The organism is Bradyrhizobium sp. USDA 4503, from assembly GCF_054055815.1.
This window is the reverse complement of sequence record NZ_JBSRXS010000001.1, coordinates 406251-427169: the sequence shown is the minus strand read 5'-3', so window position 1 is coordinate 427169 and position 20919 is coordinate 406251. Positions and strand designations below refer to the sequence as shown.

Sequence of the window (20919 nt, the reverse complement as noted above, 5' to 3'; positions counted from 1 at the left end):
GGCGCAAGCATGTCCGACGTTTCCGCGACGATGGATTTGCGCCGGCGGGACGCCGCCGACAAGCTGCGTGGCCGTACGCGCTACACCATCGATCGATATCTGCCCGGCATGCTGCACGCCGCGGTGCTGCGTGCCGGCCTGCCTTCGGGCCGGATCATTCGCCTCGACACGTCGAGGGCTGCCCGCATGCCGGGGGTACGTGCGATCGTGACGGCGTCGGATGCGCCCGGCATGATCGGCATCGGCATCGCCGATCACCCGCTGTTCGCCCGCGATGTCATTCGCTACGACGGCGAACCGCTTGCCGCGGTCGCTGCCGTCACGTTGGCGCAGGCGCAGGCCGCGCTCGTGGCGATCGACGTGGAAATCGAGCAACTCCCCGCAATATTGACCATGGCGGAGGCGCTGGCACCAGATGCGCGGCTGGTTCATCCGGACTGGCGCGGCTATGAGGTCCTGGTCGAAGGCGGCGCGCGTGCGGGCAATGTCGCCTGGGAGGCGACCGTCGTTCGCGGCGACGTCGACGCCGCCTTTGCGCGGCCTGACGTCGAGATCGTCGAAAGTTTCTATCACGTCGGCCGCCAGAACCACGTGGCCTTCGAGCCGCGTGCGGTCGTCGCAAGCTACGAGGACGGCCGCTTCCATATCGAGACGTCGACGCAGGTTCCCTGGAGCGTCCGCAATGCAACCGCGCGCGCGTTGGGCGTGCCGGCATCGCAAGTGCGCGTCACTGTGCCGCCGGTCGGCGGCGGCTTCGGTCTCAAATTCGATCTGGCGGTTGAGCCCTTCGCCGCCCTCCTCGCCCGCGCCAGCGGCCGGCCGGTTCGCCTCGTCAATTCCCGCGAGGACGAGATGCTGACCTGCCTGTTCCGCGAGAACGCCGATATTCGCATCCGCTCGGCGGTGACGCGCGACGGAGAAATCGTGGGCCGCGAGGCGGTCGTGCTGATGGACTGCGGCGCCTATGGCGGCGAACAGATCTTCCTGACCACCATGACCGCACACACGCTCGGCGGAAACTACAGGCTTGGCAGCGTGCGCATGGTCTCGCGCGCGGTCTATACCAACACGGCGCCGAACGGCGCGTTCCGCTGCTGCAATGGCGTCTACAACACCTTCGCGCTCGAGCGGCACACCGACGAGATCGCAGCGCGGATCGGAATGAATCCGCTTGCTTTCCGGCGCCGCAACGTGCTCGGCGACAAGGATCTCGGCGCCACCGGCCAGGTATTCGAAGGCGATGTGCTCGGCCCGATGCTCGACCGGATGGATACGTTGCGCGACGCGGCAGCGCCGCTGCCGGCGCGCACCGACGGCAAGCTCCTTGGACGCGCGACCACCGTCGGCACCTGGTTCGTCTTCGTCGGCCCATCGGCCGCGACGGTGAACATGAATGCCGACGGCACGGCGACCCTGGTCACGTCGGGTGTCGAGATCGGATCCGGCTCGATGATGCAGAGCCTGCCGCAGATCGTTGCCAGCACGCTCGGCATCGCGCCCGAGCAAGTGATCGTCCGCGCCGCTGATACCGATGCGGCCGGTTATGATGTCGGCGTCGGTGGCGGCCGCACCACCGTCTCGCTCGGCGCCGCCAGCCTGTCGGCGGCACAGGAGGTGCGCACGAAGCTTTTGAGGATCGCCTCCGAGATGATCGAAGCCGCGCCCGGCGATCTCGTCATGCGCGATGGTCGGATCGAGATCGCGGGCGCGCCGGGCTCCGGCCGCACCGTCGCGGAGGTCGCGACCCGCGCTCAAGCGCTGGGCGGACCGGTCGCCGGCACCGGCGCCTTCACCGGCGCCGGCGTGCCGGCGATGCCCGGTTGCGTTGCCGGTCATTTCATCGACGCGATCGACATCCCCGTCTTCGCCGTCCACGACTGCGAGGTCGCCGTCGATTCGGAGACCGGGCATGTCGAGGTGCTAAGCTATCGCGTGGTCCAGGACGTCGGCCGTGCGCTGAATCCACGCGCAATCCACGGCCAGATCCAGGGCGGCGTCGTGCAGGGCCTGGGCTATGCCCTGCACGAGGAGGTGACGATCGGCAGCAATGGCCGTGTCGGTCAAAGCGGCTTCGAGACTTACCGCGTACCGCTTGCGCTCGACGTCGTACCGGTGGAGATCAGCCTCTATGAGGGCGCGCCGTCGGTGGGGCCGCTCGGCACCAAGGGCGCCGGCGAGGTGCCGATCCTCAATGTTGGCGCCGCCGTCGCCTGCGCCGTTGCCAACGCGACAGGAAAGCGGGTACAGGAATTACCCCTGACGCCGCCGCGCGTGCTCGAACTTCTGCTCGAGCGCAAGCCGGGTCTGGCACTGTCTCACATTGCCGAGGTGTGGGCGGACAACCTTGTTCGTCCTCACGGGGCGCCCTAGGGACACCAGAAAAAATGCCCAGCAAACGATCCGAACGCTGAGCGACCGGCTTGGGCGCCAGGCGCCTGATCCGTGGCAGGTAGGCGCTACCGTCCCCGCACCGACCAGGCCCACGATATTTTCGTCCATTCCCCTCCGCGGCGCTCAGGCAGCCGCGACCTCGTGGCCCGCCATGACCTCCAGCGCTCTCAGAATGCCGGAATGGTCCCAGCTTCTGCCGCCGAGGGCGGTACAGGCGTTGAACAGCTGCTGGGCTGCGGCAGTGCCTGGCAGCGACAAGCCGAGCGCGCGCGCACCTTCCAGCGCGAGGTTGAGATCCTTCTGATGCAACTCAATGCGGAAGCCCGGATCAAAATCGCGCTTCAGCATGCGATCGCCGTGCACTTCGAGGATTCGCGACGACGCGAAGCCACCCATCAACGCCTGGCGCACCAGCGCGGGGTCGGCCCCGGCCTTGGAGGCGAACAGCAACGCCTCGCTCACCGCCTCGATGGTCAGCGCCACGATGATCTGGTTCGCAACCTTGGTGGTCTGGCCGTCGCCGTTGCCGCCGACATGCGTGACATTCTTCCCCATCGTTTCAAACAGGGGCTTCATCGCATTGAACGCCCGCTCCCGCCCGCCGACCATGATGGTCAGGCTGGCCGCCTTTGCACCAACTTCGCCGCCGGAGACCGGCGCGTCGAGATAATCGGCCCCGAGCGCATCGATCCAGCGTGCAAACTCCTTCGTCGCCAGCGGAGAGATCGAGCTCATATCCGTCACGATCATGCCTTTGGAGATGCCCTCCGCGACGCCGCCTTGACCGAACAGCACGGCTTCGACATGCGGAGTGTCCGGTACCATGATGATCACGGCGTCCGCCTCCTGCGCCACCTGCTTGGCGGACTCGCAAGCGATACCGCCGGCCGCGATCAACTCAGGCGCAACAGGTACGACGTCGTGCAGGAACAGACGATAGCCGGCAGCCAGGAGGTGGCCGGCCATCGGACGTCCCATGGTGCCAAGTCCGATGAATCCGATGTCTTTCATTGTCGTTGCTCCCTGTCAGCCGGATGAAGGCGTTTTTTCGGCGAGCGACTCTCGGCTCGCGTGAAGAAACCGCGTTAAATAAAATTCCAGAGCTCCGTCCCGATTCAATCGGAACGGAACAGGCTCTAGGTCACGAAAGTCTGTGCGGCGTGCCAGCCCAGGCTCTCGAGCGTGGTCGTCCGCGGCTTGTATTCGCACCCGATCCAGCCCCGATACCCGATGCTGTCGAGATGCTTGAACAGATAGGAGTAGTTGATTTCGCCGGTTCCCGGTTCATAACGGCCCGGATTGTCGGCGAGCTGGACATGCGCGATCCGGCCGAGATGCTTCTGCAGGGTCCGCGCGATATCACCTTCCATGATCTGCATGTGATAGATGTCGTACTGGATGAACAGATTGGATGAGCCAACCTCGGAAATGAGCTGCACCGCCTGTTCCGTACGGCTCAGGAAGAAGCCGGGAATATCGAGCGTGTTGATCGGTTCGACCAGGAGCTTGATGCCATGCTGGGCGAGCGCGCCTGCGGCGAAGCGCAGGTTGGACACGAGGACTTCCTGCAGGTCTGCCCTATCCGTATCGGCTGGAGCGATGCCGACCAGGCAGTTCAGCTGCCGGCAATCCAGCGCCTTTGCGTAGTCGATTGCGCGCACCACCCCGTCGCGAAATTCATCGACCCGATTGCGCAGGATCGCAATGCCACGCTCACCGGCGGCCCAGTTGCCGGCTGGAAGATTGTGCAGCACCTGGGTCAGCCCACAGCGCGCCAATTCCTCCCGCAACGCGCCCTTTTCGAAGTCATAAGGAAAAAGATACTCGACTGCGTTGAAGCCGGCCGCCTTGGCGGCCGCGAACCGATCGAGGAACGGCAGCTCGTTGAAGAGCATGGTGAGATTGGCGGCAAATTGAGGCACGAGTCGTATCTCCGCTTGAAGCGATGAATGATGTGGTCAGGCCGGCAACAGCGTGCCGGATCGTGATGCGCCCGGCACGTCATCGAGCGGAAGATCGAGCACCTCTTCGAACTCGACGATGTTGTCGATCTCCGTTCCCATCGCGATATTGGTGACTCGCTCGAGAATGAACTCCACGACCACGGGCACGCGATGCTTCGCCATCAGCTCGCGTGCGGTCGCGAACGCCGCCTGCGCGTCGTTCGGATCGGTGACCCGGATCGCCTTGCAGCCCAAACCCTCTGCGACGGCCACATGGTCGACGCCGTAACCGCCGATCTCGGGCGCGTTGATGTTCTCGAACGAGAGCTGGACGTGATAGTCCATGTCGAAGCCGCGCTGCGCCTGCCGGATCAGGCCGAGATATGAATTGTTCACGACGACGTGGATGTAGGGCAGATTGAACTGCGCCCCGACCGCGAGCTCCTCGATCAGGAACTGGAAGTCGTAGTCACCCGACAGCGCGACGATGTCGCGGTCGGGATCGGCGGCACGCACGCCAAGCGCGGCCGGCAGTGTCCAGCCGAGAGGACCGGCCTGCCCGGCGTTGATCCAGTTGCGCGCATTGTAGACGTTGAGGAACTGGGCCCCAGCGATCTGCGACAATCCGATCACGGTCACGTAGCAGGTGTCGCGGCCAAAGGCCTTGTTCATTTCCTCGTAGACGCGCTGGGGCTTGATCGGGATGCTTTCGAAGTGGCTCTTGCGCAGCATCGAACGCTTGCGGTCGCGACAGGCGGCGGGCCAGGCCTGCCGATCGCGCAGCCTCCCGGACTTCCGCCACTCCCTGGCGACGCTCACGAACATTTCCAGCGCGGCCTTGGCGTCGGAGACGATACCGAGGTCCGGATTGAAGACCCGCCCGATCTGCGTCGGCTCGATGTCGACATGCACGAATTTGCGGCCCTTCGTGTAGGTCTCGATCGAGCCGGTATGCCGGTTGGCCCAGCGATTTCCGATGCCGAGCACGAAATCGGATTCGAGCATCGTGGCGTTGGCGTAGCGATGGCTGGTCTGCAAGCCGACCATGCCTGCCATCAGCGCATGATCGTCAGGAATAGCGCCCCAGGCCATCAGCGTCGGAACGACCGGAACGTTGACCGCTTCGGCAAAGGCGACCAGCAGCTCGGATGCATCGGCGTTGATCACGCCGCCGCCGGCCACAATCAGCGGCCGCTCCGCGGCGTTCAGCATCTCGAGTGCCTTCTCGATCTGCTTGCGCGTCGCCGTCGGCTTGTAGACCGACAACGGTGAATAGGTCTCGTCGTCGAACTCGATCTCGGCCAGTTGCACATCGAGCGGAAGGTCGATCAGCACCGGTCCCGGCCGCCCCGACCGCATGACATGGAAAGCCTGGCTGAACACGCGCGGCACCAGCGCCGGCTCGCGCACGGTGACGGCCCATTTCGTCACTGGTTTTGCGATCGACTCGATGTCGACGGCCTGGAAATCCTCCTTGTAGAGCCGCGCCCGCGGCGCCTGACCGGTGATGCAGAGGATCGGAATGGAATCAGCGATCGCCGAATAGAGGCCGGTGATCATGTCGGTGCCGGCCGGACCCGATGTGCCGATGCAGACGCCGATATTGCCCGCCTTCGCCCTGGTATAGCCTTCCGCCATATGCGAGGCGCCTTCGACGTGCCGCGCCAGAATATGCTGGATCGATCCGTTGCGCTTCAGCGCGGAGTAAAGCGGATTGATCGCCGCGCCGGGAACGCCGAATGCGCACGTGATCCCTTCGCGTTGGAGAATGCGCACTGCTGCATCGACTGCTCGCATCTTCATGTGATGATCCCGCTTCGCTATGAGTTGGCCTGAGCAGGATCATCAGGCCCGCGAGCATCGATCTCAACGCAATCGATTGGAATTTCCGCGCTGTGGCAACGCTCGCGATTTCTTGCGCGTCTTCAAACGATTAGCGTCAGTGTAGAAATGGAAATTGTTGCGGACGGAATTGCAGCCCGCCCTTACGCCTGCGTTTGCTGCGTGCGGTTCCCGCGAAGTTCGGCCGTGAGTTCGGCTGCGATCCGATGCACGATCGTACCGATCTCGGGCAAGCGTTCGTTCGTCAGCCTGTCCGCCATGCCGGATACCGAGATTGCGGCATATGGCTCGTTGCAATCGTTGAAGACGACCGCGGCCACGCAGCGCAGGCCGAGGCGCGCCTCTTCATCATCCACCGCATAACCCTGACGCCGCACGCTCTCCAATTCCTTGAACAACTCGCCGGGCCGCACGATCGATTTTTCCGTCAGCCGCGGCATGCCCTGACGGCGAATGATCGCGTTGACGTCTGCATCGGAATAGGTAGCCAGCACCGCCTTGCCCACTCCCGAGGCGATCATCGCGACGCGTCCGCCGACCTTGGTCAGCGAGCGCATGATCTCACGGCTTTCAATGCGGGACACGACGATGATGGATTCATCGTCGACCACGGCAAGATTGGCCGTTTCCCGGGTCTGGTCGCGCAGCTTGCGCAGATAAGGCAGTGCCTGCGCGGCAAAATTCCGCCGGCGCACGAAGGTCGAGCCGACCACGAAGCTTTGCGCGCCGATGTGCCACTTGGATTCGTCGCGGTCGAATTGAACGAACCTGCGGTTCTCGAGCGTGGTCAGCAGCCGATGTACGGTCGAGGGAGACAGGCCGGTGCGGATCGCCAGATCGGTCAGCCGATAGCCTTCATCATCCTCTGCAAGTGTCTCCAGGATTTGCATGGCGCGATCAACGGACTGAACACCGCCGTCGCGCGCGTCCAGCTCCGGCTGCGCGCGAAGATCGGGATCGGACGGCTTGCGCCGGATCGGCTCTCTTTTCATCACGACCTGCCCCTAACCGGTTGCGGTTCAGAACCAAATTGCTCGTCGAGAGCGAGCTTCAGAATTGGCATATGGCATACCAAAAGGCCATTGAGTCAAGGCGACAATACTCGCGAATAGGTCAGTATTTTTGCCATTATTCTTGGCAAATGGCTCGATTCTTTTGTTTGACTTCTGGGATAATGTATACCACGATCGCTTCACAACGACCAAATCAAGCAACCGGGAGGACGATGCCATGTACGTCGGGGACATCCTTCGCGCCAACAATGCGCACGTGGTGACGATCGGCTCGAACGAAACCGTGAGCATTGCGGCGAACCTGATGTACGCGAGCAATGTCGGCGCCCTCGTGGTCAGGAACGCCTCGCGCAGCAAGGACGCCGCCGTGATCGGAATGTTCAGCGAGCGCGACGTCGTCGCTGTGATCGCCGAGCGCGGCACTAATGGTCTTGCGATGAAAGTCGCGCAATTCATCTCGCCGCGGCCGCTGCTGTCCTGCAATTCGCAAGATGCGCTCACGGATGTCGAGCGCCTCATGGCCCGTCATGGAATCCGCCATGTCCCCGTCATCGACAACGGCCGGCTCGTCGGCGTCGTGAGCATGCGGGACATCACCCTTGCTTTCGAGGAAGCCGCCTGCGCGGCCTGACAGACTTGCCCAAGGCCATTGCCACGCTACTCGGTTCGAGCCGCTGCGGCTCCTGCTGTGTCCCCACTCTGCTTGCGAGGATCGAATGAGAATCTGCATCTACGGCGCCGGCGCGATCGGCGGCTATCTCGGTGTCGAATTTATGCGTGCTGGTGCCGATGTCAGCCTGGTCGCGCGGGGTGCGCATCTCGCCGCAATGCGGCAGAACGGCCTGAAACTCCTGATCGGCGACGAGGAGCGCGTCGTGCATCCTCGCTGCACCGATAACCCCGCCGAACTCGGCGAGCAGGATTACGTCATCATTTGCCTCAAGGCGCATTCGATCACCGGTGTCATCGAGCCCATGCGGCCGCTGCTGGGCGATCGGACCCGCATCGTCACCGCCGTCAACGGCATTCCCTATTGGTATTTCCACAAGCACGGTGGTCGGCACGAAGGATCGACGCTCGAGAGCATCGATCCTGGCGGTCAGCAGTGGAACGAGCTCGGCCCCGAGCGCGCGATCGGCTGCGTGGTGTACCCCGCCACCGAGATCGAGGCGCCCGGCGTGATCCGCCATGTCTACGGCAACAACTTTCCGCTGGGCGAGCCCTCCGGCGAGATCACATCCGACGTCCAGAAACTTTCCGAGCTGTTCGTGGCCGCGGGCATGAAAGCTCCAGTCCTCGACCGTATCCGTGACGAGATCTGGCTCAAGCTGTGGGGCAACGTCTGTTTCAACCCGATCAGCGCCCTCACCCACGCGACGCTCGACGTGATCTGCAGCAATCCGGGCACGCGCGCGCTGTCCCGGGCGATCATGCTGGAGGCCCAGGCGATCGCGGAAAGCCTCGGCGTCAAGTTTCGGGTCGATGTCGAACGCCGCATCGAAGGTGCGCGCAAGGTCGGCGCGCACAAGACCTCGATGCTGCAGGATCTCGAGCGCGGACGTCCGGTCGAGATCGATCCGTTGATCACCGTGGTGCAGGAGATGGGCCGGATGACAGGAATCGCGACGCCCGCCCTCGATGCGGTGCTGGCCCTGGTCGCGCAGCGCACCAGGCTGGCCGGCCTCTATGACGGGGCGGCCGGCGCCGCAGCAGCAGAAACGCTGGCGGTGGCGTGATCCCGATGGCCAATGTTACGCGCTGGGTCCGCTTCCGCCACCATGCCGAAATCGGCTTCGGGCAACTCATTCCATCCGGCATCTCCGTGCACGAAGGGGACATGTTCGGCGACATGCGACCGACTGGACAAACGCTGGCGCTGGACAACGTCGAGCTGCTCGCCCCGACGCAACCGAGCAAGGTCATCGCGCTCTGGAACAATTTTCACGCGCTTGCGGAGAAGCTGAAATCACCTGAGCCTGCCGAACCGCTGTACCTGTTGAAGGCGCCGACCAGCGTCACCCGGCCTGGTGCCGTCATCAGGCGTCCCTTGGGCTATGATGGCAAGACGACCTACGAAGGTGAACTCGGCATCGTCATCGGCAGGAGCTGCACGGCGGTCGCGCCCGAGCAGGCCGACGCCTTCATCTTCGGCTACACCTGCACCAACGACGTCACCGCCGCGGACATCCTCAATCGCGACCCGACCTTCCCGCAATGGGCGCGGGCTAAGGGCTTCGATGGATACGGCCCGTTCGGCCCCGTGATTGCGTCAGGCCTCGACCCCGCACGCCTCGTGGTGCGCACCATTCTGAACGGCGTCGAGCGCCAGAACTACCCGATCGCGGACATGATCTTCAGCGCACAGACGCTGGTCAGCAAGATCTCGCACGACATGACGCTGTTGCCGGGCGACCTGATCTGCTGCGGGACATCGATTGGCGTCGGGGTGATGAAGGAGCCCGTCAACACGGTCACCGTCGCGATCGACGGAATCGGCGAGTTGACCAACGAATTCCGTCAGTAGGCTGCGGCGGGACGACAACCCGACGCAGCCGGCCCAAACGACGATTATCTGCCTTAGGAGCGTACATGATCTCCACGAACCCGGCATCATCGCCCGGCGGCTTCCGCTGGCTGCAACTGGCGATCGGCATCGTCTGCATGGCGATGATCGCCAACCTGCAATATGGCTGGACGCTGTTCGTTGATCCGATCGACGCGAAGTTTCACTGGGGCCGTCCGGCCATCCAGCTCGCTTTCACGATTTTCGTGATGACGGAGACATGGCTTGTGCCGGTGGAGGCCTGGTTCGTGGACAAATACGGCCCCCGCATCGTCATCATGTTCGGCGGGCTGATGATCGGGTTGGCCTGGATCATGAACTCATACGCCTCCTCTCTCGTTACGCTTTATGCGGCAGCTGTCGTCGCGGGCATCGGTGCCGGCGCCGTCTACGGCACTTGCGTCGGCAATGCCCTGAAATGGTTTCCGGACCGGCGCGGCCTGGCCGCAGGAGCAACCGCCGCCGGGTTTGGCGCCGGTGCGGCCCTCACCGTCGTACCGATTGCCAACATGATTGCCGCCAGCGGCTACCAGAGCACCTTCCTGACCTTCGGGATCGGACAAGGCCTCATCGTCATCCTGCTGGCCTGGTTCGTCCGGCCACCACATGGCGTCGAAGCACCCAGGAAAAAGCGTCTCAATCTGCCGCAGAGTGCGATCGACTACACTCCGCCCCAGGTGTTGCGTACCCCGGTCTTCTGGGTCATGTACGTGGTGTTCGTCATGGTGGCTTCCGGCGGCTTGATGACCGCCGCGCAAATCGGGCCGATCGCCCATGACTTCAAGATCGCGGACACGCCGGTCACCCTGGCGGGCTTCCAGATGGCGGCACTGACGTTTGCCATCTCGCTCGATCGCGTCTTCGACGGTTTCGGCCGTCCGCTCTTTGGCTGGGTCTCCGACAATATCGGGCGCGAGCACACGATGTTCATCGCGTTCGCGACAGCGGCGCTGATGTTGCTGACGCTGTCCACCTACGGTCACATTCCGGTTGTCTTCGTGCTGGCCACGGCGATCTATTTCGGCGTCTTCGGCGAAATCTACAGCCTGTTTCCCGCGACGTCGGGCGACACGTTCGGCGCCAAATATGCAACCACCAACAACGGCATGCTCTACACGGCGAAGGGCACGGCGGCGCTGCTCGTGCCGCTCGCGAGCATCATCTCTTCCCAGCTCGGCTGGCAGGCCGTGTTCATCGTCGCGGTTGCACTCAATGCGACCGCTGCCCTCACCGCGTTGTTCCTGATCAAGCCGATGCGGCGCGCGTTCATTCTCGGCAGTGAAGCGACGGCAAGTGCCGCAATCGCTCGCGCAAAGGTCTTTCCCGGTGAAGGCGGTCGATTTGAGGCACCCATGTCTTACGACCGTCTCGAGAAGGCGCCATAACAAGAGACCTATCGGCCGGAGCGCAAGCGATTGAACGACAGATGGACGGATGTGCGGGCTCGGACCGCCCTGCGGCGAATCTTCGACGCCGCCATCGCGAGCGCCGATCCGAGGATCACGATTGCCGACGCCCTGCCGGCAAAGCCGAGGGGCAGATGCATCGTCGTCGGCGCGGGTAAGGCGTCGGCGGCAATGGCTGCGGGCCTCGACGCGGCATGGCCTGACGTCGCGCTTTCCGGCGTCGTCGTCACGCGCCACGGCCATTCGGTTCCAGCCGGCCGTATCGAAGTGCTCGAAGCGTCTCACCCCGTGCCGGATGACACGAGCAGGACCGCGGCCCTTCGCATGCTGCGCGCCGTCGAGGGGCTTTCTGCAGACGATCTCGTCATCGCCCTGATGTCCGGCGGTGGCTCGGCGCTGATGACCCTGCCGGCATCTCCGATGACTCTCGCCGACAAGCAGGCGGTCAACCGGGCACTCCTTGCAAGCGGCGCGACGATTGCCGAGATGAACGTCGTCCGCAAACATCTGTCCGCGATCAAGGGCGGTCGGCTGGCGCTGGCCGCCCGTCCCGCCCGCGTCACGACCCTTGTGATCTCAGACATTCCCGGCGACGATCCCGCGGCGATTGCCTCCGGTCCCTCGCTGCCGGACAGCAGCACGAAAGCCGCTGCGCTGGAGATCGTTGGCCGCTTTGCAATCGACCTGCCGGAAGCGGCGCGGCTTGTGCTCGAACAAGCGGACGAGACACCCAAGCCCGGCGAGATCGATGCTGATGTCCGCATCCTTGCCGCTCCATTCCATGCGCTTGACGCTGCGGCCAGCGCCGCCCGGGACGAAGGCCTGACGCCGATCATCCTTGGAGACGCGATCGAGGGCGAGGCACGGGAACTCGGAACCGTGATGGCCGGCATCGCCCGGTCGGTCGCGAGACATGCGCAGCCGGGCCCTGCCCCCGCGGTGCTGCTGTCCGGAGGCGAGACGACGGTGACGATCGGGCGCGGGCCGGCGGGACACGGCGGCCGCAACACCGAATTCCTGCTGGGGCTTGCCGTCGCCCTGTCCGGCGCATCCGATATCTGGGCCGTCGCGGGCGACAGCGATGGAATTGATGGAACGGAAGATGCGGCTGGCGCTTTGATCGGTCCGGATACGCTGCGGCGCGCCGCCGCGAATCTGCTTGACGCACGGGCGCATCTGGCTGCCCATAACAGCTATACGTTCTTCGACCTCCTTGGAGACCTCGTGCGCACCGGGCCGACGCTTACGAACGTCAATGATATCCGTGCCGTGCTGATCGCAGCCGGCCAGCCACCGACGAGGTGATTCATGCGTCGTCATCGACGAGCCAAGATCGTTGCAACCGTTGGTCCAGCAAGCAGTTCCCCCGAGATGCTCGAGGCACTGCTGCTGGCGGGCGTCGATACGTTCCGCCTGAACTTCAGTCACGGAACACAGAGCGATCACGCACGCATTCACGCGGCGATCCGAAAGCTGGAACAGGACGTCGGCCGGCCGATCGGCATCCTGATGGACCTCCAGGGCCCGAAGATCCGCGTCGGCACCTTGCGCGATGGAAAGATCGCCGCAATGGCCGGAGAGACCATTCGGTTCGTCTTGTCCGGATCGGAAGGCGACCGAACCGCAATTCCCCTCCCGCATCGGGAGATCTTTGCCGCCGTTGCCCCCGGCCATGACCTTCTGATCGACGACGGCAGGGTCCGCGTTCGCGTTACCGGGCTCGGTGACGATTTCATCGAAGCCAAGGTGATCGTCGGCGGCACGATCTCGAATCACAAGGGCGTCAATCTGCCGGGTACGGTCCTCGATCTTTCACCGCTGACCGCGAAGGATCGCCTCGATCTGGAGTTCGGCCTGAAACTTGGCGTGGATTGGGTTGCGCTGTCGTTCGTGCAGAAGCCCTCGGATATCATCGAGGCGAGAGGCCTCGTCGGGGACCGCGCTGGCCTGATGGCCAAGATCGAGAAGCCGGCAGCGCTCGAACGGATCGACGATATCATCCAGCTGTGCGACGCCATCATGGTTGCGCGGGGAGATCTCGGCGTCGAAATCCCGCATGAGGACGTGCCGGGGCGCCAGAAGGAGCTGGTGCGGGCCTGCCGTCTCGCGGTGAAGCCCGTGATCGTCGCCACGCAAATGCTGGACTCGATGGTCGCGGCCCCGACGCCGACACGTGCGGAAGTCTCCGATGTTGCGACCGCCATCTATGATGGCGCAGACGCCGTGATGCTGTCGGCGGAGTCCGCGACAGGCCGATATCCGCGCGAGGCGGTCGAGATGATGGACCGCATTATCCGCAGCACCGAACAACACAAGATGTACCGCTCGATCGTCGAGGCGACCCAGCCCGGCGAAGAGCAAACGCCACCGCATGCCGTGGCAACGGCGGCGGCCGATCTCGCCTCCGTGGTTCACGCCGCAGCCATTGTGGCCTATACGTCGAGCGGCACCACGGCCGCACGCGTCGCGCGGAAGCGGCCGAGCCGCCCGATCCTCGCCATCACCCCAAGCCGCGAAGTGTCCCGCCGCCTGTGCCTGCTTTGGGGGGCTCACAGCGTGCTTTCCGACGACGTTCAGAGCTATGAGGAGATGGTCGAGCGCGCAACAACATTCGCGCATGCAGAGCAGTTTGCATCGAGTCGCGATCTGCTGGTCGTGGTCGCCGGCATTCCCTTTGGACAAGCGGGAACAACCAACAATCTACGGGTCGTATCGCTGCCCTGAGAGAACCGTCGGCCCGAGCGATTGCATCATCAGCGCACCGCGCGGCGAGGTGAACGCGACGGTCGCGCGCATCCCGATCGCCTAGGTCAGCATCGAGATGATCGACTGAAGCTGATCGGATGCCGACGTCACGAGCCCGTCGAACGATGTCTGGCCGTGAGCTGCGGCTCGCAGAATGCATTCCGCAACAGCGGCCTTGAGACCGAACACGGATTGATCCGCCGGTACGCTTGCCATGACCGCATCCAACGCATCGCGCATCGTCTGGATCAGTTCGGCGCTGTGCTTCATGGCTGTCCCTCCGCGGGCTCAAAATAAGCCGGCCGTACAGGGTCGCCACTCACAAGCGCGCGATTCCAAATTGCCTTTTCTTAATGCAGTGACAGATACGTGAACCGGCGAACGCTAGAGCTCTCTCTCGGCAAGCTTGCGAAACGCGTCGGGCACCGAATGAACCGCCTCCAGCGCCGCTGAACCATATCCGATCGCCTCCCAGCCAAAGCGATCGCGGATCTTGTCGATCGCACGGTCCGCCGCCCAGCGGGCCATCCCTGTCGGACTTCCAGGCCGAAGCGCTTCGTCCTCCAGTCCGAGTGGAAGCTCCAGTGCAAGATCCCAATGCTCCTCGAGATGCGAAATCGAGATCGCCAGCAGCGAGATGATCTTCTCGCCGGGATGGTCGGCAAGAGCAGCGCGCACCAGATTCTCGGCGAACCGCGCCAGGACGATGGTCGTGCACACCGGCGCATCGAGCGTCATCGAGCGCGTCACCGACTTCAGGTCGGCGAAGCGGACGCGCACCGTCACGGTTCGTCCAGGCCGTGACTTCGCCCGAAGCCGCGTGGCGACGCGGTCGGCGAGATGAAGCAGCGTAGGCCGGATGACTTGCTCGATCGCAGGCTTTCGGCCAAGTGCAGATTGTGCTCCTGCCGATCGCGCGCGCCGGTGTGGCTTGAGCTGTCGCGGATCGCGATTCCAGGCCAGCGCGGCGAGTTTCTCGCCCGCTGCCGGACCGAGCAAGTGCGTCAGCGACCGTTCCGACAATTTGGCGAGCTGACCGATCGTCGCGACGCCGATCGCGTCCAACCGGGTCCTGGTGACCGGCCCTACTCCCCACATCAACTCAACCGGCAATTCGTGAAGGAAGCTCAGCTCGGCGTCGGGATCGACGACGACGAGTCCGTCGGGCTTCGCGACCTGCGAGGCGATCTTCGCCAGATGCTTGGTGCGGGCGACGCCGACCGAGATCGGAAGGCCGAGCTCGCTGCGTACGCGCCACCGGATCGACGCGGCTATTTCGGCAGGCGTTCCGAACAGGTGAGTGCAGCCGGCAACGTCCGCAAACGCCTCGTCGATCGAAATTCGCTCGACCAGCGGCGTGAAGTCGCCGATCACCTTGATGGCCGCGTCACCCAGCCGCTGGTAATCGCTGAAATGGCCGCCGACGAAAACCAGTTGCGGGCACAGTTGGCGCGCTTCCCGCCCCGACATGCCGCCATGCACTCCGAAGGCCTTGGCCTCATAGGACGCCGCCAGCACAACCCCGCCCCCGACGGCGATCGGCTTGCCGCGCAGCGACGGCTCGAGCAGCTGCTCGACCGATGCGTAAAATGCATCCAGGTCCGCATGAAGGATGGTGGCTGCGGCTGCCATCTCGACCCGCTCATCCCTGACCCGACCGAAGCCGCCCGTCTCCGGACGTGGAAACTAGCAATAGAACAAAATAGGAACATTTTGGAATCGAGTCAATCCAGCACGCGTCGTCACGGCCGCTGGCGCAGCGAACGAGCCAGCTTCGTCAACGCGCGCTGCCACTGCGCGCGCCGCGCGAGGGAGTCTGCCGGCTCTCCTTCAGCCGGCCTCGCCCATCGCCCCCGATCTCGGCAGCGGGAGATCGAAGTGGGAGTTGCTGCGAGGCATCGACGCAAGGCACATCGGCGGATCGTTCGAGAGCATGACGGCGGCCTCTGCGATGCACGACCGCACGCAGCTTTGCGCGTATTGCCGCACCGGCTCACTCATCAGCCGGCTGACTTTGCCGCGCAGGGCTTTTCGGGTAGATATTTTGCAATGACCGACCAATCCCATCAGGTGGACTTCCAAGCTGCGGCCCACCTTTACAAATGGCCTTCTCTCAACAACTCGAGGCGAGAGGATCGCGCGCCCTATATGGTCGTCAATGGAACGCTCGACCAATGCATTCGGGATTTCATGGGCAAGCCCGAGAAGACGCGACATCTTTACGAGATCCGGACCAAGTCGCAGCCTCCCCTCGTTCCCGACGTGCTGTCACCCGAGCATGTGATCGAGCTTTCCAGGCTTCGCGAGTTTCTCTGAGGCGCGCAACGAACGCGATCCCGACGCGTGTCGTTTGCGGGCCGACTTATCCATCTGTCGTAGGTCTGGTGCCGGATTGTTTGCCCCTTGGCGAGCCGGTACACTTGCTTGACTCCCTGACTGACCGACGTCCGTGCCGGCATGATTGATCCGCTTCGACCCCGCTGAGGCTCGCACGTCGCCTGCACGGGAGCGGAACGGCGGCACGGCCGGTTGAGGAGCATCGCGAGGCGCCGCATGAGGTTCAATCTGGCGATCTTGAGTGTGCTGGCCGCAAGGCCCGGCCAGCGGATCGCGATCGACGAGGTAAGCCGCGAGGTCAAGCGCATGATCGCGGCCGGCGATGAAGCCACGCAGTCGAAGCGGCCGTCCGAGCTTGGCGACGCCGACGTCTTCCAATCGGGATGGGCATCGATCAACGACGCGGGCCTGCAGATCACCGATTCGGGACTCTCGCTGTGGCGCTCGCTTGAAACCGCCCGAATCGAACAAGGACCCGATCGACAGGAAGCGGAGCGATTGGACGCCGCTACGGCCGACACGCGCCATTACGTTGCGGATACTGCGATCGACCGCCCCGACGACGTTGATCTCGAGCTCCCCGGTATGACGCGCGAGGACCACGACGACCGCCAGCCATCCGGCGCGGGCCGTTCGGCTACCGCTCCCGGCATCCCCTCGGCGCACTCTCCGGTCGTCGCTGCGCCTGCACTCGGCGCCTTTCAAGAGGCGAACCGCGTGGTGGCTGCGCGGCTGTCCGGTCTGGTCAGCTTCCTCGGCACGATCAAGCCGAAATTCGCCGCCGCGCGGCAACGGCGATCCGCGGAGGATGTCGGGGATCGTCGTGCCGATCGTCGAGGCGGATTGACGGGGCTGGCGGTGGCGTGCCTCAGCCTGATCTCGGTCGTCGCTTGCGTTGCCGCCGCGATTGCACTTGGTCAGCTCTCTTCGCTGAAGTCGGACATTGCCGCGTTGCGGCGGGAGATCGCGCCGCTGAGGGAACGCCTCACCAGACTCGAACAGGTCGAAGTCGCAAGACGCGATGCCGCCCAGCAGCAAGATGCGCAAGACAGGGCCGAGGCGGAAAAGAAGCTGGCTGACGGCGCAGGCGAACAGGCCGCGCTCAGCCTCTCGCGTGAAGAGATTCAGTTGATCAGGGAGTACATCAAGGCAGCGCCTTCGGCCGGCGCAGCAGTCGCGCCGATCAACGTCGGCGATCCCGTCACCGGCGGAATGATTCCGCTGCCGTCGTCGTTGACGGAAAAAGTGCCGCGGCTTCTCGGTGCGAGATTCGCCACCCGCAACGGCGCCATCGTCATCAGCACACGAAACAGCCGCCGCATCGATGTCGTGCTGATGCCGAACTAGATCGTGGCGAGGTCAAGTCGCAGGGGCGAGCTGCCAAAATATCGAAAACAACCCCATGCAAAGGAGCCGGCGGACCCGGCAACTCGACGCGTCGGGCAAAATTTGGTATTATTATACCCCTAAGAAATCGTGCAGAGGCTCGTGAACCGCTGTCAACCTACGGCTGATTGTTCGGCGGCCGCTCGATGAACTTCCGGCTACCGTTGAGAAGCTCGAGGTTGTTGGCGATGACGGGGTTGCCCGGATCGAGCGAATACGCCTTCTCGAACTTCCGCCGCGCGCCGTTCAGATTGCCGCGCAGCATGAGGGAATAGCCCTGATCGTTGAGGATCTGGACGGTCTCGCCGCCAAGCCGGATCGCCTGCGCATAGGCCTGATCGGCAAGATCGAAGCGGCGCAACTTGTCATAGCTCGCCGCGAGGCCGACCCAGGCCGTCACGTCCTTCGGCGCCTTCTCGACAGCTTCCTTGAAATAGCGCTGCGAGATTCCGTAATTGCCGCGGTTGTAGTGCTCGAGCCCCATCCGCACCGGTTCGTCGGAGGGATAGTATTTGACGTCGGTCGGCTCCTGCACGGGGTCGCCGCCTGGCGGATCCACGGGGGCGACGATCGCAGCCTCCCGCGTCGTGTAGTCACAGGCCCCAAGGCCGGTCGCCAAGCCGCAACAGATCAACGCCGGTGCGAGGCGATGCAATCCTCGCCCCGTCCCCCAAGTCCAGCGCATCCCCTGCACCATTCGAAGATCCATCGCAAAACTACCTACGAAAACAGACGGCACGACCGAAATACCGAGGTCCGCCGAAACCTAACGTCGCATTTCCCTTCCGAATCCCTGCCCCGGCACTTGTCCGACGCTGCAAGGATATTACCTGCCGCCTCCGCCGACCCCGACGGCCACCGATCCTCCGGTCCCTGCGCCCAATCCGGTCGTGTTGACGTTCTGAATCGTGGTGACAGGCGGCGGCTGGCCCATCGCCTTGGTCGGATCACCCATGTCGGGAAGCTGATCCAGCGGGCGTTGCTGAGTGCCATAGCGCGTTATCGCAGTGCCCGTGCGCCGCGCGTCGTAGGCGATCCTGCGATCGCCGACATAGGCCGGCCATGGATGGATCGTGTGGGTGACGGCGTTGACCTCCTTGGCGTTGCCGGCGCTCATCGTGATGGTGTCGGACCGCTGCACGTAGCGGTCCATCTCGTCATGACCATAAACGCCGTAGCAGCCGCCGAGCAGGAAGGGCGCGAGCAGAGCGAGGTATCTGACGGTCATCTCTCGCCTCCCCTAGTTCAAGGTCTTCACGACCGGCTGGTTCGCACCGACGGCCGGTGGCGGAGCCGGAACAACAGCGTTTGGCGCGATGATGTGACCATAGGGTCCCTTCACGTCGCCGCCGGAATTCACGTAGTCGTCGTAACGCTTGCGGACTTCCATCTGGCCATTGAGGAAGAAGTCGACGTCATTGGCCGGCAGGCGGGAATCGAGGGGCGATGCCAGTTGCTGGCCGGGCGCTGCCGGCGCGACGAGGCGCGGCGTCACGATGATGACGAGATCGGTTTCCTGCTGCTGGTACGACTTGCTGCTGAACAGGGATCCGAGCACCGGCACCGAGCCGATCCAGGGCAATTGCGAGACGTCCTGCCGGTTGCGGGTCTGCAAGAGGCCGGCGATGGCAAAGCTCTGGCCGTCGCGCAACTCGACCGTGGTGCGTGCGTCACGGCGGCTCAGCGCCGGGATGGTCGTTCCGGCGATGCTCACCGCGTTGGTAAAATCGAGCTCGCTGACCGAGGGCTCGACGCGAAGGTTGATCACTCCGCGCGACAGCACGGTTGGCACAAAGGCAAGTTCGACGCCGAACTTCTTGTAGTCGATGCTCACGGTCGGCAGTGCGCCCGGGACCGGCGACGAGGCGACCGGCACCGGGATCTCGCCACCTGCCAGGAATCGCGCAGCATCGCCCGAAAGAGTGGTCAAGTTCGGCTCTGCTAGCCGGCGGGCCAGCCCTTTTGTTTCCAGTGCGGTAATCAGAAGGTCCACGGAACTGCCATTGCTGGTTCGAAGAATGCTCGTCAACAAGCTTCCGAACGGGGGCGCAACCACGCCGCCAGCCGAACCAACAAGCGTTCCGATCGTTCCCAGCACTGGAAGGCTGCCAGCAGGATTGGCACCAACAGGAGTGCTGCTGGTACCAGGGATGGCGCTGACACCACTGATGGGCACAGTATTGATACTATTGACACCGCCAATGGGAGTTCGGCCAGCGACTGCGACGCCGCCCAATCCCGAATTGGCAATATTGGTCCCATTGGCGTTGGCCGCCATGAGGTTCACGCCGAGATCGCGTCCCGCCTCGCGGCTGACCTCGAGGAAGCGCACCTCGAGCATGACCTGCTGCGGCGCCGCAACGCTCATCGCATTGACCACGATGGCGTCCTTGGGAACGCTGCCCTGGGCAATCGTCATCGCCCGCTCGGCGGAGACGGCATCGGTGGCCGTTCCGCTCAGCACCACCTGCCCTTCGGAGGCGGACACGCGAATGCCGCGTGTGCCGGTGCCTGACTGGATGTTCTGCTGCAAATTGCCGATATCGAGCGTCACCTCGACATCGAGAATGCCGATCTGCTTCATCGAGCTGTCGAACAGGATGACGTTGGTGGTGCCGGTCTTCCTGCCCTGGACGTAGATCAGGTGATCGCTCAGCGACTTCACGTCGGCGATATCGGGCGAGCCCGCGACGATCGACGAGAACGCCGTATCGACCCTGAAGGTGCGCGACTTGTTGACGGTCACCCGGACGCGCTGGACGTCGCTCATCTCGCTGACGAAGACGCCGCTGGACGACGGTGCCCGCCGGTCGGCGGCGGCAGCAGGATCGGAGAAATGAAACAGGGCGATCGCAGCGCCAAACGCCATCGCGCTCAAGGCAACCAGCCCAAGTCCCGCATCAACCGAAACGCGACTTCCCATCATGCCAATCCCCTTCGCCGCGTCTCCGCGACGATCCCCGTAAATCTACGACCTCGGCGTCCCGATCACTCCCGTTCGTCCACCACGCCGTAGAGCTTACAGTCTGTCCGACTACAAATAGTTACTCGCGAAAATTCCCATTTCCCCGCGCACCGAGTACTCACCCGGGTCGCAAGGCCGCTAATGGCGGCTGGTAGATCATCCCCCGCTACGCGCCTCGATTGCAAGGAGAGAGGTCCGCCCGGCTGCGGCAACGCGGGAGAAAACTCCCCGTTGTTGCCAGCGCGCACCACTTCCATAGCCCGCCCGGGCTATTCCCGGCCGCCCAACGGGCCGAGCCGCTCCGCCGGCCGCCCAAGCCGGCGCCGCC

Annotated in this window: 18 protein-coding genes; 8 read left to right on the top strand and 10 right to left on the bottom strand. The window is 64.0% G+C overall.

The window, feature by feature from the left end:
• Positions 1-9: 9 nt before the first annotated feature.
• A complete protein-coding gene (locus ACVMIH_RS01945) occupies positions 10-2370 on the top strand; it encodes a xanthine dehydrogenase family protein molybdopterin-binding subunit (RefSeq protein ID WP_456860550.1) in 2361 nt (786 codons plus the stop codon).
• A gap of 144 nt (positions 2371-2514) precedes the next feature.
• Here the strand turns inward: ACVMIH_RS01945 and ACVMIH_RS01940 are convergent, their stop codons facing one another.
• The 4 genes from ACVMIH_RS01940 to ACVMIH_RS01925 form a co-directional block, all read right to left on the bottom strand.
• Positions 2515-3402 (bottom strand): 2-hydroxy-3-oxopropionate reductase, encoded by an 888-nt coding sequence (locus tag ACVMIH_RS01940; RefSeq protein ID WP_057017100.1) that lies wholly within the window; start codon positions 3400-3402, stop codon positions 2515-2517.
• Between the two features lie 125 nt (positions 3403-3527).
• Complete coding sequence (hyi, locus tag ACVMIH_RS01935; RefSeq protein ID WP_057017099.1) at positions 3528-4313, bottom strand: hydroxypyruvate isomerase; 786 nt, start codon at positions 4311-4313, stop codon at positions 3528-3530.
• A 36-nt stretch (positions 4314-4349) separates the two neighbouring features.
• Entirely contained in the window at positions 4350-6137 is a 1788-nt protein-coding gene (gcl, locus tag ACVMIH_RS01930) for a glyoxylate carboligase (RefSeq protein WP_456860548.1), read from the bottom strand.
• 182 nt (positions 6138-6319) lie between these two features.
• On the bottom strand, positions 6320-7168 hold the full coding sequence (locus ACVMIH_RS01925; protein ID WP_229190204.1) for an IclR family transcriptional regulator: 849 nt from the start codon (positions 7166-7168) through the stop codon (positions 6320-6322).
• 238 nt (positions 7169-7406) lie between these two features.
• Between ACVMIH_RS01925 and ACVMIH_RS01920 the strand changes: the two genes are divergently transcribed.
• The 6 genes from ACVMIH_RS01920 to pyk all read left to right on the top strand — a co-directional run bounded on the left by ACVMIH_RS01920 (position 7407) and on the right by pyk (position 13882).
• Positions 7407-7820 carry a CBS domain-containing protein gene (locus tag ACVMIH_RS01920; protein ID WP_057017285.1) on the top strand — a complete coding sequence of 138 codons (414 nt, stop codon included), beginning with the start codon at positions 7407-7409 and terminating at the stop codon, positions 7818-7820.
• Positions 7821-7905: 85 nt separating this feature from the next.
• The gene (locus tag ACVMIH_RS01915) at positions 7906-8925 is read left to right on the top strand and encodes a 2-dehydropantoate 2-reductase (protein WP_057017096.1); all 1020 of its coding nucleotides are present in this window, start codon (positions 7906-7908) and stop codon (positions 8923-8925) included.
• Positions 8926-8930: 5 nt separating this feature from the next.
• On the top strand, positions 8931-9713 hold the full coding sequence (locus tag ACVMIH_RS01910) for a fumarylacetoacetate hydrolase family protein (RefSeq protein WP_057017095.1): 783 nt from the start codon (positions 8931-8933) through the stop codon (positions 9711-9713).
• Between the two features lie 65 nt (positions 9714-9778).
• Positions 9779-11137, top strand: a complete 1359-nt coding sequence (gene oxlT, locus ACVMIH_RS01905; protein ID WP_456860546.1) for an oxalate/formate MFS antiporter — start codon at positions 9779-9781, stop codon at positions 11135-11137.
• Positions 11138-11167: 30 nt separating this feature from the next.
• On the top strand, positions 11168-12463 hold the full coding sequence (locus tag ACVMIH_RS01900; protein ID WP_456860544.1) for a glycerate kinase type-2 family protein: 1296 nt from the start codon (positions 11168-11170) through the stop codon (positions 12461-12463).
• 3 nt (positions 12464-12466) lie between these two features.
• A complete protein-coding gene (gene pyk, locus ACVMIH_RS01895) occupies positions 12467-13882 on the top strand; it encodes a pyruvate kinase (RefSeq protein WP_057017093.1) in 1416 nt (471 codons plus the stop codon).
• Positions 13883-13963: 81 nt separating this feature from the next.
• Here the strand turns inward: pyk and ACVMIH_RS01890 are convergent, their stop codons facing one another.
• The 3 genes from ACVMIH_RS01890 to ACVMIH_RS01880 all read right to left on the bottom strand — a co-directional run bounded on the left by ACVMIH_RS01890 (position 13964) and on the right by ACVMIH_RS01880 (position 16120).
• Positions 13964-14173 (bottom strand): hypothetical protein, encoded by a 210-nt coding sequence (locus ACVMIH_RS01890; RefSeq protein ID WP_092084574.1) that lies wholly within the window; start codon positions 14171-14173, stop codon positions 13964-13966.
• A gap of 114 nt (positions 14174-14287) precedes the next feature.
• A complete protein-coding gene (gene dinB / locus ACVMIH_RS01885) occupies positions 14288-15535 on the bottom strand; it encodes a DNA polymerase IV (protein ID WP_456860542.1) in 1248 nt (415 codons plus the stop codon).
• A gap of 198 nt (positions 15536-15733) precedes the next feature.
• Positions 15734-16120: a hypothetical protein gene (locus ACVMIH_RS01880; RefSeq protein WP_456860540.1), complete on the bottom strand. Its 387-nt coding sequence runs from the start codon at positions 16118-16120 to the stop codon at positions 15734-15736.
• A 426-nt stretch (positions 16121-16546) separates the two neighbouring features.
• Between ACVMIH_RS01880 and ACVMIH_RS01875 the strand changes: the two genes are divergently transcribed.
• A complete protein-coding gene (locus ACVMIH_RS01875; protein ID WP_456860539.1) occupies positions 16547-17587 on the top strand; it encodes a hypothetical protein in 1041 nt (346 codons plus the stop codon).
• 157 nt (positions 17588-17744) lie between these two features.
• On the opposite strand, the gene ACVMIH_RS01870 is transcribed toward ACVMIH_RS01875, so the two are convergent.
• The 3 genes from ACVMIH_RS01870 to ACVMIH_RS01860 form a co-directional block, all read right to left on the bottom strand.
• A complete protein-coding gene (locus ACVMIH_RS01870) occupies positions 17745-18281 on the bottom strand; it encodes a tetratricopeptide repeat protein (RefSeq protein WP_156436206.1) in 537 nt (178 codons plus the stop codon).
• Positions 18282-18452: 171 nt separating this feature from the next.
• The gene (locus ACVMIH_RS01865; protein ID WP_456860538.1) at positions 18453-18854 is read right to left on the bottom strand and encodes a hypothetical protein; all 402 of its coding nucleotides are present in this window, start codon (positions 18852-18854) and stop codon (positions 18453-18455) included.
• Positions 18855-18866: 12 nt separating this feature from the next.
• Positions 18867-20552 carry a type II and III secretion system protein family protein gene (locus ACVMIH_RS01860; protein WP_456860536.1) on the bottom strand — a complete coding sequence of 562 codons (1686 nt, stop codon included), beginning with the start codon at positions 20550-20552 and terminating at the stop codon, positions 18867-18869.
• Positions 20553-20919 lie beyond the last annotated feature (367 nt).

Excerpts from the sequence above, each read along its gene's own strand:
- ACVMIH_RS01945 (WP_456860550.1), top strand. The coding sequence starts at position 10 with ATGTCCGACGTTTCCGCGACGATGGATTTGCGCCGGCGGGACGCCGCC.
- ACVMIH_RS01940 (WP_057017100.1), bottom strand. The coding sequence starts at position 3,402 with ATGAAAGACATCGGATTCATCGGACTTGGCACCATGGGACGTCCGATG.
- gcl (WP_456860548.1), bottom strand. The coding sequence starts at position 6,137 with ATGAAGATGCGAGCAGTCGATGCAGCAGTGCGCATTCTCCAACGCGAA.
- ACVMIH_RS01925 (WP_229190204.1), bottom strand. The coding sequence starts at position 7,168 with ATGAAAAGAGAGCCGATCCGGCGCAAGCCGTCCGATCCCGATCTTCGC.
- ACVMIH_RS01920 (WP_057017285.1), top strand. The coding sequence starts at position 7,407 with ATGTACGTCGGGGACATCCTTCGCGCCAACAATGCGCACGTGGTGACG.
- ACVMIH_RS01915 (WP_057017096.1), top strand. The coding sequence starts at position 7,906 with ATGAGAATCTGCATCTACGGCGCCGGCGCGATCGGCGGCTATCTCGGT.
- ACVMIH_RS01910 (WP_057017095.1), top strand. The coding sequence starts at position 8,931 with ATGGCCAATGTTACGCGCTGGGTCCGCTTCCGCCACCATGCCGAAATC.
- oxlT (WP_456860546.1), top strand. The coding sequence starts at position 9,779 with ATGATCTCCACGAACCCGGCATCATCGCCCGGCGGCTTCCGCTGGCTG.
- pyk (WP_057017093.1), top strand. The coding sequence starts at position 12,467 with ATGCGTCGTCATCGACGAGCCAAGATCGTTGCAACCGTTGGTCCAGCA.
- ACVMIH_RS01890 (WP_092084574.1), bottom strand. The coding sequence starts at position 14,173 with ATGAAGCACAGCGCCGAACTGATCCAGACGATGCGCGATGCGTTGGAT.
- dinB (WP_456860542.1), bottom strand. The coding sequence starts at position 15,535 with ATGGCAGCCGCAGCCACCATCCTTCATGCGGACCTGGATGCATTTTAC.
- ACVMIH_RS01880 (WP_456860540.1), bottom strand. The coding sequence starts at position 16,120 with ATGTCGCGTCTTCTCGGGCTTGCCCATGAAATCCCGAATGCATTGGTC.
- ACVMIH_RS01875 (WP_456860539.1), top strand. The coding sequence starts at position 16,547 with ATGATCGCGGCCGGCGATGAAGCCACGCAGTCGAAGCGGCCGTCCGAG.
- ACVMIH_RS01865 (WP_456860538.1), bottom strand. The coding sequence starts at position 18,854 with ATGACCGTCAGATACCTCGCTCTGCTCGCGCCCTTCCTGCTCGGCGGC.
- ACVMIH_RS01860 (WP_456860536.1), bottom strand. The coding sequence starts at position 20,552 with ATGATGGGAAGTCGCGTTTCGGTTGATGCGGGACTTGGGCTGGTTGCC.